Origin of the sequence: Maritimibacter dapengensis, assembly GCF_019218265.1 — a bacterium.
GTDB classification, from domain to species: Bacteria; Pseudomonadota; Alphaproteobacteria; order Rhodobacterales; family Rhodobacteraceae; genus Maritimibacter; species Maritimibacter dapengensis.
The window spans coordinates 1004873-1021402 of record NZ_JAHUZE010000001.1; the positions used below are offsets into that span (position 1 = coordinate 1004873).

General features: G+C 63.6%; 17 protein-coding genes. All 17 read left to right on the top strand.

The genetic code is table 11. The annotated features are described in order from the left end of the window. The first annotated feature begins 21 nt into the window (after positions 1–21). The 17 genes from ftsH (at position 22) to ribD (ending at position 16443) form a co-directional block, all read left to right on the top strand. On the top strand, positions 22–1944 hold the full coding sequence (ftsH, locus tag KJP28_RS05070) for an ATP-dependent zinc metalloprotease FtsH (protein WP_218391182.1): 1923 nt from the start codon (positions 22–24) through the stop codon (positions 1942–1944). Between the two features lie 154 nt (positions 1945–2098). Further along, positions 2099–2896, top strand: a complete 798-nt coding sequence (locus KJP28_RS05075; RefSeq protein ID WP_218391186.1) for a methyltransferase domain-containing protein — start codon at positions 2099–2101, stop codon at positions 2894–2896. A 3-nt stretch (positions 2897–2899) separates the two neighbouring features. After that, positions 2900–3487 carry an MOSC domain-containing protein gene (locus KJP28_RS05080; RefSeq protein WP_218391189.1) on the top strand — a complete coding sequence of 196 codons (588 nt, stop codon included), beginning with the start codon at positions 2900–2902 and terminating at the stop codon, positions 3485–3487. A 158-nt stretch (positions 3488–3645) separates the two neighbouring features. Beyond that, positions 3646–5322 (top strand): formate--tetrahydrofolate ligase, encoded by a 1677-nt coding sequence (locus tag KJP28_RS05085; RefSeq protein WP_218391190.1) that lies wholly within the window; start codon positions 3646–3648, stop codon positions 5320–5322. 105 nt (positions 5323–5427) lie between these two features. Next, entirely contained in the window at positions 5428–6324 is an 897-nt protein-coding gene (locus KJP28_RS05090; protein WP_218391191.1) for a bifunctional 5,10-methylenetetrahydrofolate dehydrogenase/5,10-methenyltetrahydrofolate cyclohydrolase, read from the top strand. Next, complete coding sequence (locus KJP28_RS05095) at positions 6325–6639, top strand: chorismate mutase (RefSeq protein WP_218391192.1); 315 nt, start codon at positions 6325–6327, stop codon at positions 6637–6639. Further along, entirely contained in the window at positions 6636–7532 is an 897-nt protein-coding gene (gene folD, locus KJP28_RS05100) for a bifunctional methylenetetrahydrofolate dehydrogenase/methenyltetrahydrofolate cyclohydrolase FolD (RefSeq protein ID WP_218391193.1), read from the top strand. The genes KJP28_RS05095 and folD overlap by 4 nt, the downstream gene beginning before the upstream one ends. 47 nt (positions 7533–7579) lie before the next feature. Further along, positions 7580–8194, top strand: a complete 615-nt coding sequence (locus KJP28_RS05105) for a TetR/AcrR family transcriptional regulator (RefSeq protein ID WP_218391194.1) — start codon at positions 7580–7582, stop codon at positions 8192–8194. Beyond that, entirely contained in the window at positions 8191–8685 is a 495-nt protein-coding gene (locus KJP28_RS05110; RefSeq protein ID WP_218391195.1) for a hypothetical protein, read from the top strand. Before KJP28_RS05105 ends, KJP28_RS05110 begins: the two co-directional genes overlap by 4 nt. Positions 8686–8716: 31 nt before the next feature. After that, positions 8717–10678 (top strand): DNA primase, encoded by a 1962-nt coding sequence (gene dnaG, locus KJP28_RS05115; RefSeq protein ID WP_218391197.1) that lies wholly within the window; start codon positions 8717–8719, stop codon positions 10676–10678. 160 nt (positions 10679–10838) lie between these two features. After that, positions 10839–12848 (top strand): RNA polymerase sigma factor RpoD, encoded by a 2010-nt coding sequence (rpoD, locus tag KJP28_RS05120; RefSeq protein ID WP_218391200.1) that lies wholly within the window; start codon positions 10839–10841, stop codon positions 12846–12848. A 9-nt stretch (positions 12849–12857) separates the two neighbouring features. Continuing rightward, positions 12858–13358: a hypothetical protein gene (locus tag KJP28_RS05125; protein ID WP_218391202.1), complete on the top strand. Its 501-nt coding sequence runs from the start codon at positions 12858–12860 to the stop codon at positions 13356–13358. Positions 13359–13501: 143 nt separating this feature from the next. Further along, a complete protein-coding gene (locus tag KJP28_RS05130) occupies positions 13502–13756 on the top strand; it encodes a hypothetical protein (RefSeq protein WP_218391204.1) in 255 nt (84 codons plus the stop codon). A gap of 65 nt (positions 13757–13821) precedes the next feature. After that, positions 13822–14310 (top strand): hypothetical protein, encoded by a 489-nt coding sequence (locus KJP28_RS05135; protein WP_218391205.1) that lies wholly within the window; start codon positions 13822–13824, stop codon positions 14308–14310. Next, the gene (locus KJP28_RS05140; RefSeq protein WP_218391215.1) at positions 14307–14729 is read left to right on the top strand and encodes a secondary thiamine-phosphate synthase enzyme YjbQ; all 423 of its coding nucleotides are present in this window, start codon (positions 14307–14309) and stop codon (positions 14727–14729) included. Before KJP28_RS05135 ends, KJP28_RS05140 begins: the two co-directional genes overlap by 4 nt. Before the next feature lie 143 nt (positions 14730–14872). After that, positions 14873–15346 (top strand): transcriptional regulator NrdR, encoded by a 474-nt coding sequence (gene nrdR / locus KJP28_RS05145; protein WP_218391230.1) that lies wholly within the window; start codon positions 14873–14875, stop codon positions 15344–15346. Between the two features lie 23 nt (positions 15347–15369). Continuing rightward, positions 15370–16443, top strand: coding sequence for a bifunctional diaminohydroxyphosphoribosylaminopyrimidine deaminase/5-amino-6-(5-phosphoribosylamino)uracil reductase RibD (gene ribD, locus KJP28_RS05150; RefSeq protein WP_218391703.1), 1074 nt, complete (start codon positions 15370–15372; stop codon positions 16441–16443). Positions 16444–16530: the final 87 nt, after the last annotated feature.

Genomic DNA, 16530 nt, shown 5'->3' on the forward strand with positions numbered 1-16530 from the left:
TGACTTTCAAAGGAGAGACCATTGGGTAACGCGCGAAATTTCGCTTTCTGGATTGTGCTCTTTCTGCTCATCCTTGCCCTTTTCAACCTGTTCTCCAACGGTCAGAGCAACATCGCCTCGACCCCTGTGAGCTACTCCGAGTTCATCGAGGACGTCGAAGCGGGCGAGGTGACATCGGCCACGCTCGACGGTGAGGATGTGCGCTATGTCGGGGCGGGGGGCGATGTCTATTCGACGGTCGTTCCAAGCGACGCCAACGTGTCCGACCGGCTGGTCAACGCCGGTGTGAACGTGAAGGCCGAGCGGCAGCAACAATCCGGCTTCATGGGGCTGTTGTCGCTACTCCTGCCCGTGATCATCCTGATCGGGTTCTGGTTCTTCATGATGAACCGGATGCAGGGCGGCGGCAAAGGCGGGGCCATGGGTTTCGGCAAGTCGCGCGCCAAGCTTCTGACCGAACGCGAAGGCCGCGTGACCTTCGACGACGTGGCAGGCATCGACGAGGCCAAGGAAGAGCTTCAGGAAATCGTGGAATTCCTGCGCAATCCGCAGAAATTCTCGCGCCTCGGTGGTCAGATCCCCAAGGGCGCGCTTCTGGTCGGCCCTCCGGGCACCGGTAAGACGCTGCTTGCGCGCTCGGTCGCGGGTGAGGCGGGTGTGCCGTTCTTCACCATCTCGGGCTCCGACTTCGTCGAGATGTTCGTCGGCGTGGGTGCGTCACGTGTCCGTGACATGTTCGAGCAGGCCAAGAAAAACGCGCCCTGTATCGTCTTCATCGACGAGATCGACGCCGTGGGTCGCCATCGTGGCGCAGGCTACGGCGGGGGCAACGACGAGCGGGAGCAGACGCTGAACCAGCTTCTGGTCGAGATGGACGGTTTCGAGTCGAACGAGGGTGTCATCATCATCGCCGCGACCAACCGGAAAGACGTGCTGGACCCCGCGCTGCTTCGCCCCGGCCGTTTCGACCGCCAGGTCACGGTGCCGAACCCCGACATCAAGGGCCGCGAGAAGATCCTCGGCGTTCACGCCCGCAAGGTGCCGCTGGGGCCGGATGTGGACCTGCGCATCATCGCGCGCGGCACGCCCGGCTTCTCGGGTGCTGACCTTGCCAACCTCGTGAACGAAGCGGCTCTGATGGCCGCCCGCGTGGGCCGACGTTTCGTGGTCATGGAAGACTTCGAGAACGCCAAGGACAAGGTCATGATGGGCGCCGAGCGCCGGTCGATGGTCTTGACCGACGAGCAGAAGGAACACACGGCCTATCACGAGGCGGGCCATGCCATCGTTGGCCTTGCGCTTCCGAAATGCGACCCGGTCTACAAGGCGACGATCATTCCGCGCGGTGGTGCGCTGGGTATGGTCGTGAGCCTGCCCGAAATCGACCGGCTGAACTGGCACAAGGAACAATGCAAGCAGCAGCTTGCCATGACCATGGCTGGGAAAGCCGCCGAGATCATCAAGTGGGGCGAGGACGAAGTCTCCAACGGCCCCGCAGGCGACATCATGCAGGCGAGCCAGCTTGCACGCGCCATGGTGATGCGCTGGGGCATGTCCGACAAGATCGGCAACATCGACTACGCAGAGGCCGCCGAAGGCTATCAGGGCAACACCGGGGGCTTCTCGGTTTCGGCCCATACGAAAGAGCTGATCGAGGAAGAAGTTCGCGGGTTCGTTCAGGAAGCCTATGACCGCGCGCACAGCATTCTCACGGAACAGAACGAGGAATGGGAGCGGCTGGCGCAGGGGCTTCTGGAATACGAAACCCTGACCGGCGAAGAGATCAAACGCGTCATGAAGGGCGAGCCGCCGCATATCGACGAAGACGATGAGGGCGGCGCGGGCGAGAAAGCCGAAGAGAAACCTTCAGTTGCCGCAATTCCGAAAACCAAGCCCCGCAAGAAGCCCAAGGGCGACGGGCTTGAGCCGGAACCCTCCGCGTAAGCGCAGCTTCCGAAAAACCACGTAGGCCGGGCTTCAGCCCGGCCTTTTTCTTGGCACGGTGCCGGAGCCGAGGCCGATCCTCGACTATCCGGCATTTCCCCCTGTTCGCGCGCGGCCCTGCGGCCCATAATGGCGAGGAAGGGATAGGTGCCGTTTGACGACAACCGATTGGAACCCCGACCTTTATGGTCGTTTCGCGGGGCTGCGCTTGCGCCCGGCGCTCGACCTTCTGTCACGGGTCGCGGATCTGCCTCCGGGCCCGATCTTCGACATGGGCTGCGGGTCGGGCGCGGTGGGTGGTGCGCTGGCCACACGGTTTTCCGATCGCGACCTGATCGGGCTCGACCAGTCGCCCGCCATGCTGGAAGAGGCCGAGGAAACCGGCCATTACACCCGGCTCATCCAATCCGACGCGACAACCTTCACGCCGGATTTCATGCCCGCGCTGATCTTCTCCAACGCGCTGTGCCATTGGCTCCCCGACCACGCCACGCTGTTTGCCGGCTGGGCGGACTGGCTCCCCCCCGGCGGCATGCTCGCCGTCCAGATGCCGCGCCAGTTCTTCGAGCCGTCCCACGCGCTTCTGCGGGAGATTGCCGAAACGCTCTTTCCCGACCGCTTCGACTTCACCGGCTGGCAGCCCCATGTCGCCGCGCCCGAGACCTATGCCCGGCTGTTCCCCGAGGCAATGTTCGACTGCGACGTCTGGGAAACGCGGTATATCCAGCGTCTCGCCCCGACCGCGGACGGCAGCCACCCGGTGCGCAATTTCACGCAATCGACGGCGATGCGCCCGGTGCTGGAGAAGCTCGGCGACCAAGAGACGACGCGGTTCCTGCGGATGTATGAAGACCAGTTGGCCGAAGCCTACCCGGTCACCGACGAAGCGGGTGTGCTCTTTCCCTTCCAAAGGCTGTTCTTCACGGTGCGCCGGGCGAGCGGAGAGGAGTAAGCCATGCCGGATATCTACGAAAGAACGCCCCATATCGGGCGGATCACCTTCCTTGGCCGGGTCACGAACCGAAGCGCCGGACCCGCGTCGGAACCGCTGGAGACCGCGCGGCTGACATGGGAGGGGATCGAGGGCGAAAGCCATGGCGGGCTGACCCGCCGCGCCTGCATCCGCGTTTCGACGCTTCACCCCGAGGCGGTCGAGATCCGCAACACCCGGCAACTCACGATCCTCTCCGCCGAAGAGATCGCCGAGACCGCGCGCGAACTGGGCATGGACGTGCTGGACCCGGCCCTTATGGGCGCCTCCATCGTGATCGAGGGAATTCCTGACCTGACCTATCTGCCGCCCTCCGCCCGGTTACAGACCGCGGGCGGCGCGACGATGGTGGTGGACGGGGTGAACCACCCCTGTGTCATCACCGGCAAGTCCGTCGAGGCCGCGCATCCGGGCAAGGGCGTCGGTTACAAACCCGCCGCCATGCATCGGCGCGGCGTGGTCGCCTGGGCCGAACGCCCCGGCGAATTGGCGCTCGGTGACGAGGTGACGCTCACCGTCCCGAAGCAGCGCGCATGGGCGCCTTTGGGCTGACCCGATCCGACGCCCGGGTTTCCTATCGGCAACACGGGTTTCTTCGCGATGCCGAAAACGCGCCCGAATAAGTCGCGTTTCAGGTTGCCGGACGGGGAATGTATGCATGATAACCCCCGCAAGTGCGCCCAAGGGCGAAATTTGGGAGGAATGAATACATGAGCCACAAGTCCGACATCGAAATCGCCCGCGAAGCGAAGAAGCGCCCGATCCAGGAGATCGCGGAAAAGCTCGATATGACTTTCGACGACATCATCCCCTACGGCCACGACAAGGCCAAGGTGAGCCAGGACTTCATCAACTCGGTGCAGGACCGCAAAGACGGCAAGCTGATCCTCGTGACCGCGATCAACCCGACGCCGGCGGGCGAGGGCAAGACGACGACCACCGTGGGTCTTGGTGACGGGCTGAACGCCATCGGCAAGAAGGCTGCGATCTGTATCCGCGAAGCCTCGCTCGGGCCGAACTTCGGGATGAAGGGCGGGGCCGCCGGGGGTGGTTATGCGCAGGTCGTGCCGATGGAGGACATGAACCTCCATTTCACCGGTGACTTCCACGCGATCACCTCGGCGCACAACCTGCTGTCGGCGATGATCGACAACCACATCTACTGGGGCAACGAGCTTGCCATCGACGAGCGCCGGGTTTCGTGGCGTCGGGTCGTCGACCTCAACGACCGCGCGCTGCGCGACGTGGTGACCTCGCTCGGCGGTGTCGCCAACGGCTTCCCGCGCCAGACCGGGTTCGACATCACGGTGGCGTCCGAGGTCATGGCGATCCTGTGCCTGTCCAAAGACCTCGCCGACCTTCAGGAGCGGCTGGGCGATATCATCGTCGCCTACACCCGTGAGCGCAAAGCGATCACCTGCCGCGACATCGGGGCGGACGGCGCGATGACGGTGCTTCTGAAAGACGCGATGCAGCCGAACCTCGTCCAGACGCTGGAAAACAACCCGGCTTTCGTGCATGGCGGCCCCTTCGCCAATATCGCGCATGGCTGTAACTCGCTGATCGCGACCAAGACCGCGCTCAAGCTTGCCGATTATGTCGTGACCGAAGCGGGCTTCGGGGCCGATCTCGGCGCCGAGAAGTTCATGAACATCAAGTGCCGCAAGGGCGGGCTGGCGCCTTCCGTGGTTGTCTGTGTGGCCACGATCCGCGCGATGAAGATGAACGGCGGTGTCGCCAAGGCCGATCTGGGTGCCGAGAACGTGGATGCGGTGAAAGCCGGGTGCCCGAACCTTGGTCGCCACATCGAGAACCTCAAGAGCTTCGGTGTGCCGGTGGTCGTCGCGATCAACCACTTCGTCACCGACACCGATGCGGAAGTGCAGGCGGTCAAGGATTACGTCGAAGGCCACGGCTCGGAAGCGATCCTGTGCAAGCACTGGGCCAACGGCTCGGCCGGCACCAAGGACCTCGCCACCCGCGTGGCCGAAATCGCAGATGCCGACATGGGCAGCTTCGGCCCGCTCTACAACGACGAGATGCCGCTTTTCGAGAAGATCGAAACCGTGGCCAAGCGCATCTACCGCGCTGACGAGGTGTTGGCGGACAAGAAGATCCGCGACCAGCTCAAGGCCTGGGAAGAGGCGGGTTACGGCGATCTGCCGGTCTGCATGGCTAAGACGCAATATTCCTTCTCGACAGACCCGAACCTGCGCGGCGCGCCCACCGGCCATTCGGTGCCGATCCGCGAAGTGCGGCTGTCGGCGGGTGCGGGCTTCGTCGTGGTGATCTGCGGCGAGATCATGACCATGCCGGGTCTGCCCTCGAAACCGGCCGCGCTGACCATCGGCCTCGACGAGGCGGGCGACGTCCAGGGCTTGTTCTGATCCGGGCGCTTCGCTAGAGCGGGCATCGAGCCCGCTCCAGCGATAACCTGCGGTTAAGCATATTTATGGCACGATGAAACGGGGCGCGGAGGGACAGGAGCCGTTATGTCGGAGACACACCACCGGGCCGCGTTGATCGACGGCAAATCCATTGCCGCCGATATGCGCGCGGAAATCGCGAAAGAGGCGGGCGAGCTGACCGAACAGGGTTGGCCGCCCTTGCTCGTCTCGGTCTCGGTTGGAGACCAGGCGGCCTCGGACCTCTACGTTCGCAACCAGAAAAAACATGCCGAAAGCGCGGGCGTCGCGTTCGAGGCGCGGGATTACCCCGAGAACACCTCGCTCGAGCAGCTCATAGGCATCCTGCAGGGGCTGAACCACGATCCGCGCGTGAACGGGATCATCATTCAGCGCCCCTTGCCCGAGCACATTCCGGTCAAGGCGCTGCAAAAGGCCGTTCATCCGCTCAAGGACGTGGAAGGCATGCACCCGGCCTCGATCGGGAATATCGTCTACAACGACCTCGCGCTCGGCCCCTGTACCGCCGTGGCCGCGGTGGAGATCCTCAAGACACTTCCGATGGAGATGGAGGGGCTGAACGTCACCGTGATCGGCCATTCCGAAATCGTCGGAAAACCTATCGCGTTTCTCATGATGGGGCTGGGGGCGACCGTGACGGTCTGCCACCACATGACCCGCTCGGTCGCCATGCATAGCCGCGCGGCGGATGCGGTCTTCGTCGCCGTGGGCAAGGCCGGTCTGGTGACGGGCGACATGATCAAACCGGGTGCGGCGGTGATCGACATCGGTATCAACCGTGTCGAGGGCAAGACCGTGGGCGACGTGGATTTTGACAGCGTGGCCGAGGTCGCGGGCTGGCTCACCCCGGTGCCGGGCGGTGTCGGTCCGGTGACGGTGGCGACGCTGATGAAAAACGCCGTACTGGCGACGCGGATGCAGATGGAGCATTACCGCGAGTCATACACCAAGACGGATTTCTGAATGACGCGGCCCCATCCTGCAACGCTTACGACACTCGCGCAGCTTCGGCAGGGCATCGACGCCATCGACGAGGAGATCATGGCGCTCCTGGGCGAACGGCTGGCGCATGTGGATTGCGTGGTGCCGATCAAGGCGCGCGCCAGGATCGCTGCCGCAGCTCCGTCGCGCGCGGCCGAAGTATACGACAACGCTCGCACACGCGCCGAGCGGCACGGGTTCGACCCCGACATCGCCGAGGCGATGTGGCGGGTCATGGTTGAGGCGCTGATCGCCCGCGAGGAGCGGGTGCTTGGCCGAGAAGGAGAGGACAAATGAGCGCAGAAATCATCGACGGGAAGGCTTTCGCAGCCGAGGTGCGGGCCAAGGTGGCCGAGCATGTGGCGAAACTGGCCGAGAGGGGCATCAAGCCGGGGCTGGCCGTGGTGCTCGTGGGCGAAGACCCGGCGAGCCAGGTCTACGTGCGCTCCAAGGGCAAGCAGACCGTCGAGGCGGGGATGGAGAGCTTCGAGCACAAGCTGGACGCCTCCACCTCCGAGGCCGACCTCCTTGCGCTGGTCGACAAGCTCAACAACGACCCTGCGGTGAACGGCATTCTGGTGCAGCTTCCGCTGCCTGACCACATCGACGAAGACAAGGTCATCAACGCGATCGACCCGGCGAAGGATGTGGATGGGTTCCACATCTCGAACGTGGGCCTTCTGGCGACGGGACAAAAAGCGATGGTGCCCTGCACGCCGCTCGGTTGCCTGATGCTGCTGCGCGACTATTTCGGCTCGCTTTCGGGCAAATCGGCGGTGGTCGTGGGGCGTTCCAACATCGTTGGAAAGCCGATGGCGCAACTGCTCCTGCGTGATAGCTGCACGGTGACCATCGCGCACAGTCGCACCAAGGACATCGAGGATGTGGTGCGTCAGGCCGATATCGTGGTCGCCGCCGTGGGCCGGCCCGAGATGGTGACGGGCGACTGGCTCAAGAAAGGCGCCGTGGTGATCGACGTAGGCATCAACCGCCTGCCGCCCGCCGAAGAAGGCGCCAAGGGCAAGCTCGTGGGCGATGTCGATTTCGCCTCTGCCTCCGACGTTGCCGGTGCCATCACGCCGGTTCCGGGCGGGGTCGGGCCGATGACCATTGCCTGCCTTCTGGCCAATACGCTGACCGCGACCTGCCGCGCGAATGGGCTGGAGGAGCCCGAAGGGCTGACCGCCTGACGGGCATCCAAGCTTGATCTGAACGCGTGTTCAGTTAATCTCCCGGCATGGCGCGCAAACAAGGCTCCCATGCCGGGATCACCGGCCCGAAAATCCGCGACGCGGCGCTCAGGCTTTTTGCGCGTCACGGATACGCCGCCGTCTCCATGCGCCAGATCGCGGGCGAGGTCGGGGTTCAGGCCGGGGCGCTGTATCTTTACACGCCCGACAAGCAGTCGCTTCTGTTCGATCTCATGACGAGCCACATGGAGGAGCTTCTGTCGGCCTGGGACGCGGCTGATTCCGGCGGCACGCCCTGTGACCGGCTCGAAGCCTTCGCGCGGTTCCATATCCGCTATCACCTCGATCGCCCGGACAATATCTTCATCGCCTATATGGAATTGCGGAACCTCGAGCCGGAGAATTTCGCGGTGGTCGAGGATCTGCGCGACGCCTACGAATCCCGGCTGGTCGAGATCCTCGATGCCGGGCGCGCCGATGGCAGCTTCGACATTCCCGACACGCGGCTCGCCGCGAAGGCCGCGATTTCCATGCTGAACGGCGTGACCACCTGGTATCGCGAAGGCGGACGGCTGGGGCGGGACCAGGTTGAGGCGATTTATTGGGACATGTTGCGGAAATCGGTGTCCGCCATGCCGGAAACGGAGGCGTTGGACCGATGAAGGCACTCTACTGGATAGTTGGGGCCGCTCTGGTCGCAGCGCTCGTCGCCACTGCCGCACCGGCCGAACCCCAAGGCTGCTACACCCGCCACTATTCGGAAAACCATCTGGCCGAGCATCCGGAACAGCTTGTCGCGAACATCTGGGTGGAATTCAGCACCGACACCGAAAACGGTGGATATTATGCCGGGCTGGGGGTGACGACCGTGGAGGGCGGCCATGTGGCCGGCACGGACCTTGCGGACGGGTCATTCGAGCAAGGGCTTGTCTGTTACGGCGACCGCAACCCGGTACTCTGTGCCGTGGATTGCGACGGGGGGAGCTTCGAAGTCGTGCGCGACACGTTCGAAAGTATCGACATTCGCACAGTCTACCTGATGGTCGGCGATACGGAGGGCTGCGGCGGGGCCGTCGATATCTCCGAAGGGCCGGGTAAGCCGACGACCTACCGCCTGTTCAAATCTCCGCCCGAGGGATGCGTGGTCAATTGAGCCTCCCTGCGACCGGGCGTATAAACGGGGCATGTCGCTGCCCCCCGGATTCCTGGACGAACTTCGCACCCGCATCTCGCTGACCGATGTTGTCGGGCGCAAGGTCATGTGGGATCAGCGAAAATCCAATCAGGCCAAGGGCGACATGTGGGCGCCGTGCCCGTTCCATCAGGAAAAGACAGCGTCTTTCCACGTCGATGACCGCAAGGGATTCTACTATTGCTTCGGCTGTCACGCGAAGGGCGACGCGATTTCCTTCGTGAAGGATACCGAAAACGTGGGCTTCATGGAGGCGATCGAGATCCTTGCCCGCGAAGCCGGGATGACGATGCCCGCCCGCGACCCCAAGGCACAGGAAAAGGCCGACCGGCGCACCCAGCTTGCCGATGTGATGGAGCAGGCGGTGCAGTATTATCGCCTGCAACTCAAGACGAACCAGGGCGCGGGCGCGCGCGACTACCTCGACCGTCGCGGGCTGAAGGAGGATGCGCAGGAGCGCTGGAACATCGGGTTCGCGCCCGACAATCGCCACGGGATCATCACGCACCTTCGGGAAAAGGGCGTGGCGGAAGAGCTGATCGTGGCCTCTGGCCTTGCCATCAAACCCGACGACGGCGGTCAGCCCTATGACCGGTTCCGGGGCCGCATCATCTTTCCGATCCGCGACGCGCGGGGGCGGGCGATCTCGCTTGGCGGGCGGGCGCTCGATCCGAACGCGCGGGCGAAATATCTGAACGGGCCGGAAACCGAGCTTTTCGACAAGGGCCGGTCGCTTTTCAACCACGGCCCCGCGCGCGAGGCGGCGGGCAAGTCCCAGCAACTGATCGTGGCCGAGGGCTACATGGACGTCATCGCCCTGTCGGAGGCGGGTTTCACCGCCGCCGTGGCTCCACTTGGCACCGCGATCACCGAGGACCAGTTGCGGCTCCTGTGGCGCATCGCTCCCGAGCCGGTCATCGCGCTCGACGGCGACACGGCGGGCCTCAGGGCCGCGATGCGGGTGATCGACCTCGCCTTGCCGCTCATCGAAGCCGGCAAGAGCCTGCGCTTCGCCATCATGCCCGAGGGGCTGGACCCCGACGACCTGATCAAGGCGCAAGGGGCAGGGGCGATGCAGAAGCTGCTGGATCAGGCCCGGCCGATGGTCAGCCTGCTGTGGCAGCGCGAGACCGAAGGCAAAGTGTTCGACAGCCCCGAGCGCAAGGCGGCACTGGACGCCGATCTGCGGGCCGCGATTTCGCGGATTCAGGACCCGTCGATCCGCCGCCACTACGGTGACGAGATCAAAAACCTGCGCTGGACCCTGTTCAACCCGCGTCGCGATGCTCCGAAAAAGGGCGGGTTCCAGCCGCGCCGCCCCTGGGGTGCGCCGCGTATCGACCCGGCACAGGCAACGACCAAGGCATCGCTGCTCGCCGCCGCGTCAGGCGAGGTCGAGGATACGCTGCGCGAGGCCGTGGTGCTCGCAGCCTTCATCACCCATCCGCGCCTGATCGAACGGTTCGAAGCCAAGTTCGAGCGGCTCGACATGGCGACCGACGACCACCGCGCCATGCAGTCCGTCATCCTCGCCTTTCCCGGCGAAGACAGTGCCGATCTTCGCGAAAAAATCATCGCGGATTGCGGGGCGCGGGCGCTTGAAAAACTCTTCGCGCAAAACCATGTGCAGATCGCGCCCCCGATCCGACAGCCGGAAAACGGCGAGCTCGCCGAGCTTTGCCTGACCGAAGAGCTCGCAAAGCTCGAAGCGGCCCAGGGCGCGCGCCGTGAACTTCGCGTCGCGGCGGCCGAGATCACATCGCTGGTCGACGAGGGCCTGACCTACCGGCTCAACGAGGCGAACCGTGCGCGGTTCGAGGCGTCGCAGGGCAAGGGCGAGGACAAAGGGCTCTATGAACGCGCCGACAACGGGTTGCTGATCGAACGGGAGAAAAAAGAGGCGTTCGCCGCGCTTCTGAAACAGATACAGGGATCGTCCGGCGGCGATGAGTGACCGTCAGACTTCACGTTTTGACCAAAATGCAAGGAATCTTGGGGTATCGGGTTGGCGAATCAGTGATTCGAGAGGATGATTCGCCGGAAACGAATCATCCGTAGGTGATTCGGGCGCATCGCGCCGATCACAGACCCGCCCCGCTGAAAGGGAGTGCCGCATGGCCGCCAAAGACAATACCGACGACGACCAGAACAAGCCGGATACCGAAGACGGCAACCCGATGGGGGACATGGATCAGGCGGCGGTCAAGAAGATGATCGCCGAGGCGCGCGAGAAGGGCTACATCACTTACGATCAGCTCAACAACGTGCTGCCGCCGGACCAGGTCTCGTCCGAACAGATCGAAGACGTGATGTCGATGCTGTCCGAAATGGGCATCAACATCATCGAGGACGAAGAGGCCGAGGAGGCCGAGGACGACGCCAAAGGCACCACCGCCGTCGCGACCAAGGACCAGAAGGGCGATGTCGCCGTCGCTGGCGCGCAGGCCGAGAAACTCGACCGCACGGACGACCCGGTGCGCATGTACCTGCGCGAAATGGGCTCGGTCGAGCTTCTGTCGCGTGAGGGCGAGATCGCCATCGCCAAGCGGATCGAAGCGGGCCGGAACACGATGATCGCGGGCCTGTGCGAAAGCCCGCTGACGTTTCAGGCCATCACGATCTGGCGTGACGAACTTCTGAACGAAGACATTCTTCTGCGCGACGTCATCGACCTCGACGCCACCTTCGGGCGGCAGATGGGCGAGGATGACGACGAGGACGTCGTGAGCGGGCTGAACACCGAAGCCGCCGCGCCCTCGGCCGAAAAGAAGAAAGACGACCAGCCCGAGCTTGACGCCGACGGCAACCCGATCGCTCAGGATGACGACGACGATGACGAAGACGATCAGGCCAACATGTCGCTCGCCGCGATGGAGGCGGCGCTCAAGCCCCGCGTGCTCGAAACGCTGGAACTGATCGCGCGCGACTACGTCAAGCTGTCCGAGATGCAGGATCAGCGTATGTCGGCAACCCTGAACGAGGATGGCTCGTTTTCCGAGAAGGCCGAGACTGCCTATCAGAAACTGCGCTCTGAGATCGTCGAACTGGTGAACGAGCTTCATCTGCACAACAACCGGATCGAAGCACTGGTCGATCAGCTCTACGGCATCAACCGCCGTATCATGTCGATCGACAGCGCGATGGTGAAACTGGCCGATCAGGCGCGCATCAACCGGCGCGAGTTCGTCGATGCCTATCGCGGCTATGAACTCGATCCCAACTGGCTCGACCGGATGGGCGAAAAGCCCGGTCGCGGCTGGCAGGCGTTCATCGAGCGCTCGACCGACAAGGTCATGGAGCTGCGCGGCGACATGGCCCAGGTCGGGCAATATGTCGGCGTCGACATCCCCGAATTCCGCCGCATCGTGAGCCAGGTTCAGAAGGGCGAGAAAGAGGCGCGTCAGGCCAAGAAGGAAATGGTCGAGGCCAACCTGCGCCTCGTGATCTCCATCGCCAAGAAATACACGAACCGTGGCCTGCAATTCCTTGATCTTATTCAGGAAGGTAACATCGGCCTGATGAAGGCCGTGGACAAGTTCGAGTATCGCCGGGGCTACAAGTTCTCGACCTACGCGACATGGTGGATCCGGCAGGCGATCACCCGGTCCATCGCGGATCAGGCCCGCACGATCCGTATCCCGGTCCACATGATCGAGACGATCAACAAGCTGGTGCGCACGGGCCGTCAGATGCTCCACGAAATCGGCCGCGAGCCGACGCCGGAGGAACTGGCCGCCAAGCTCCAGATGCCGCTCGAGAAGGTCCGCAAGGTGATGAAGATCGCCAAGGAACCGATCAGCCTCGAGACGCCCATCGGCGACGAAGAGGATTCGCAGCTCGGCGACTTCATCGAGGACAAGAACGCGGTGCTGCCGCTGGATTCGGCGATTCAGGAGAACCTGAAAGAGACCACGACCCGCGTGCTCGCCTCGCTCACCCCGCGTGAGGAACGCGTCCTGCGCATGCGCTTCGGCATCGGCATGAACACTGACCACACTCTCGAAGAGGTCGGTCAGCAGTTCAGCGTGACCCGCGAACGCATCCGCCAGATCGAGGCAAAGGCGCTGCGGAAGCTCAAGCACCCGAGCCGGAGTAGGAAGCTGCGGTCGTTCTTGGATCAGTAGAGACTATTTGTGGATTACAATTTCGAAAGCGTGCCGGTCCAGTATCTCCATGCTGACCGGAATCTCTTTGTTAGTCCCGAATACCTACTTCAACTTGATGAGGTCGACAATCCGGATGTGACACCGGGCCGTCATTGGTATGTCGACTGTCTTGTCATTAGGCCGCGTGATAATTGGGTATTTCTCGCAGAATTCACGTTTTCTCAGTCCGTCCAAGGTTTGCGTAAACGGCTGTCTAGCTGGGCAGAACATTGGAAATATATCCCACCAGCTGTTGCTAGGGACAGTTCATTGCCAAGTGTTCCTGTTGTGCGGCCGTGGGCATTCGTTCCAGAAGCAAACGTTGAGAAAATGGTACAGGTCGCCGGATCGGTGGGTTTCGACGGACGTGGGACTTTGCCAGCATTAAAGATTACCCCATTAGAAATGACTTTACCTTGGCGATATCGTTATTGGCGGCGGGATGGCGAAGGAGAGAAGCCAAAGTCAATTCCTGAGAACATGCGTTAACCCTGATGGACTGGGTTTTGCCGCGTCTTGTTCATACCTCCATTTTCAGGATTCCCAGACTCCCAAACCCGGTGTATCCTGCCTGCGCGGAGCACCGCGTCCAGCGTCCGGAAAGAGGCGCTTTGTCATTGAGGACACGAGATATGGCAGACAAAGTTGAAAAGACCCCGGCGACGCCGGAACAGATTGCGCGCAAGCGGGCGGTGAAGCTGATCGGCTACCACGCTTGGCTCACCGAATGGAAACGTGCAAACCCCGAGGCCGACAACGAAGCGCGCAAGGCCGCTTGGGTCGAGGTCAAGGGCCAGCGCCTGCGCGATGCGCGCCGGGTCGTGCGTCGGCTCGAGAAGGCCGGCCTCACGGTCGCGCCGGCACCCGAAGCGATCGCCGCCGAATAATCGAACCGGGCCGCTCGAAAGGCGGCCCGCCTTGACCTTCACGTCGCATCGGTCAAAGTCGGTTCATGAACCGTGCCTTTTCGCTCGTCCTGCTGATCGGCTTTGCGCCGACCAACGCTCAGGCTTGTAGCGCCAATGCGATGACGCTGTTTTCCTGTACCTTCGGTGGCGGGGCCAAGACCGCCGAGGTCTGCCTTGGGGCGAGCGACGTCACCTACCGCTTCGGACCCACCGGAGAGCCGCCCGAATTGGTCGTGGAGGCGACCCCGGCCCGCGTTCACCTCACCCCGTGGAACGGTATCGGCCGCGCGATCTGGGAAGAGGTCGTCTTCACCAACGCAGGCTATGACTACCTCGTTCACTATTCCGCCGAGCGCGACCCCGGCGGCGCCGTGTCAGGTGGTATCGTCGTCGCCCAAGGAGGCCGGGACGTCGCGCAACTGACTTGCGACGAAGGGTCCGTCGCCGGCGCCGATTTCTACCCGCTCTATGACGCCAAAGAGGCCGCGGGGCAGTGCTACGACCGCGCGAATTTCGTCTGGGGGCCCTGTTGAACACGACGTTCGAGGTTGAGACGCACGGACAGGGGACGTACGAGTTCACCCGTGACGTGACCCGCTGGGTGGCGGGCGCGGGTGTGTCGGACGGAGTGCTGACACTCTTCATCCGGCACACATCCGCGTCGCTTCTCGTGATGGAGAACGCCGACCCCGAGGTGCAGACGGACCTCGCCACTTTTTTCGCCCGTCTGGTGCCGCCGACGACGGATCCGTCGATGTCCTACCTGACGCACACCTACGAGGGGCCGGACGACATGCCAGCGCATATCAAGGCGTCGCTCTTGCCGGTGTCTGTGCAAATTCCAATCTCGGAGGGGCGTTTGACCCTCGGAACCTGGCAAGGGCTTTACGTTTTCGAACATCGAGACCGCCCGCATCTGCGTCAGGTCGCCGCGCAGATCACCGGCAGTTGAGTCTCCAAGGCCACAGGGCGCCCCTGTATATCTGGTAGCGGTGTTTTCATCCTACCCAAAATGACGGGTCGGGCCTATAGTGCCTGTGGATAAGTGGGCAAAGACCCACAGCCAGAGGTGACAGGCTAAGAAAAGGAAGAGGCATGCGCTGCCCGTTTTGCGGAAACATAGATACGCAGGTGAAGGATTCGCGTCCCGCCGAAGATCACGTGGCCATCCGGAGGCGGCGTTTCTGCCCGGCCTGCGGCGGGCGTTTCACCACCTATGAGCGGGTCCAGCTTCGCGATCTCGTGGTGATAAAGACCAATGGACGGCGCGAGGATTTCGACCGCGAGAAACTCGAACGGTCCATTCGGATCTCGATGCAGAAACGTCCCGTCGAGCCCGAGCGCATCGACCAGATGATTTCGGGCATCGTGCGTCGGCTCGAAAGCATGGGCGAGACCGACATCCCGTCGAAAACCATCGGCGAGATCGTGATGGAAAGCCTCGCCCGGATCGACACGGTGGCCTATGTGCGTTTTGCCTCCGTCTACAAGAATTTCCAGGCCGCCGACGATTTCGACAAGTTCGTCAGCGAATTGCGCCCCGACATTCCGCCCGAAGAGGTGCCGTGACCGCCGCGACCTATGACAGGTTCATGGACCTGGCCCTGTCGCTCGGGCGGCGGGGCCTTGGCAATGTCTGGCCCAACCCGGCGGTCGGTTGCGTCGTCGTGAAGGAGGGCCGCGTCGTCGGGCGCGGCTGGACCCAACCCGGCGGACGTCCACACGCCGAGGTCGTGGCGCTAGCGCAGGCGGGCGACACTGCACGCGGCGCAACCGTTTTCGTGACATTGGAGCCATGCGCCCATCACGGCGAAACCCCGCCCTGTGCCGAGGCGCTCGTCGCGGCGGGCGTGGCGCGGGTGGTGATCGCCCTGGGCGACCCCGATCCGCGCGTGAACGGGCAGGGGGCCGCATTGCTGCGAAACGCCGGGATCGACGTGGTCGAAGGCGTGCGTGCCAACGCCGCACGCCGGGATCAGGCCGGGTTTTTGTCCCGCGTCACGCGGGGCCGGCCCTTCGTCACCCTGAAGCTCGCCGCCTCGCTCGACGGGCGCATTGCCACGGCGAGCGGCGAAAGCCAGTGGATCACCGGCCCCGAGGCACGCCGCCACGTCCACGCGCTCAGAATGCGCCACGACGCGGTGATGGTCGGCGGCGGCACCGCGCGGGCTGACGACCCGACGCTGACCGTGCGCGACATGGGCGCTTTGCGCCAACCCGTGCGTGTGGTGCTGTCGCGTCATCTGGACATCCCGATCGAAAGCAATCTCGCCCGCACGGCACACGAAGTGCCGCTCTGGCTCGCCCATGGCGACCGGGCGCAGCCAAAGACGCTGGATCGTTGGCGCGAGGTCGGCGCGGATTGCTTTTCCGTCCCGGTCGTTCAAAGCGCGCTGGACCTTTCTGCCGTGATGGACGCGCTGGCCGAGCGTGGCGTGACGCGGGTGTTCTGCGAAGGTGGCGGCGGGCTGGCCGCGTCGCTCCTGTCCGAAGGGCTGGTCGATGAGTTCGTGGGTTTCACCGCAGGAGTCGCGTTGGGCGCAGAAGGCTGGCCATCCCTTGCGGCGATGGGGGTCGGGCGTCTTGCGGAAGCGCCGCGACTGGACCTGATCGAAACGCGTGTGATCGGCGCGGACGTCATGCACCGATGGGCGAGACGCGATTGACCCACCCGGGATGTCGCGTTTTTTGCCAGCGACCATCACCACAAGACATCGCGAAGGCGTCCCGACGTTGCTGATGCCGCCCCGGTC

What these genes read in the sequence shown, in the direction of transcription:
- KJP28_RS05105 (WP_218391194.1), top strand. Translation starts at nt 7,580, where the DNA reads ATGGCGCGCAAACAAGGCTCCCATGCCGGGATCACCGGCCCGAAAATC.
- dnaG (WP_218391197.1), top strand. Translation starts at nt 8,717, where the DNA reads ATGTCGCTGCCCCCCGGATTCCTGGACGAACTTCGCACCCGCATCTCG.
- KJP28_RS05110 (WP_218391195.1), top strand. Translation starts at nt 8,191, where the DNA reads ATGAAGGCACTCTACTGGATAGTTGGGGCCGCTCTGGTCGCAGCGCTC.
- KJP28_RS05080 (WP_218391189.1), top strand. Translation starts at nt 2,900, where the DNA reads ATGCCGGATATCTACGAAAGAACGCCCCATATCGGGCGGATCACCTTC.
- KJP28_RS05130 (WP_218391204.1), top strand. Translation starts at nt 13,502, where the DNA reads ATGGCAGACAAAGTTGAAAAGACCCCGGCGACGCCGGAACAGATTGCG.
- folD (WP_218391193.1), top strand. Translation starts at nt 6,636, where the DNA reads ATGAGCGCAGAAATCATCGACGGGAAGGCTTTCGCAGCCGAGGTGCGG.
- KJP28_RS05095 (WP_218391192.1), top strand. Translation starts at nt 6,325, where the DNA reads ATGACGCGGCCCCATCCTGCAACGCTTACGACACTCGCGCAGCTTCGG.
- nrdR (WP_218391230.1), top strand. Translation starts at nt 14,873, where the DNA reads ATGCGCTGCCCGTTTTGCGGAAACATAGATACGCAGGTGAAGGATTCG.
- ribD (WP_218391703.1), top strand. Translation starts at nt 15,370, where the DNA reads ATGGACCTGGCCCTGTCGCTCGGGCGGCGGGGCCTTGGCAATGTCTGG.
- KJP28_RS05090 (WP_218391191.1), top strand. Translation starts at nt 5,428, where the DNA reads ATGTCGGAGACACACCACCGGGCCGCGTTGATCGACGGCAAATCCATT.
- rpoD (WP_218391200.1), top strand. Translation starts at nt 10,839, where the DNA reads ATGGCCGCCAAAGACAATACCGACGACGACCAGAACAAGCCGGATACC.
- KJP28_RS05085 (WP_218391190.1), top strand. Translation starts at nt 3,646, where the DNA reads ATGAGCCACAAGTCCGACATCGAAATCGCCCGCGAAGCGAAGAAGCGC.
- KJP28_RS05135 (WP_218391205.1), top strand. Translation starts at nt 13,822, where the DNA reads ATGAACCGTGCCTTTTCGCTCGTCCTGCTGATCGGCTTTGCGCCGACC.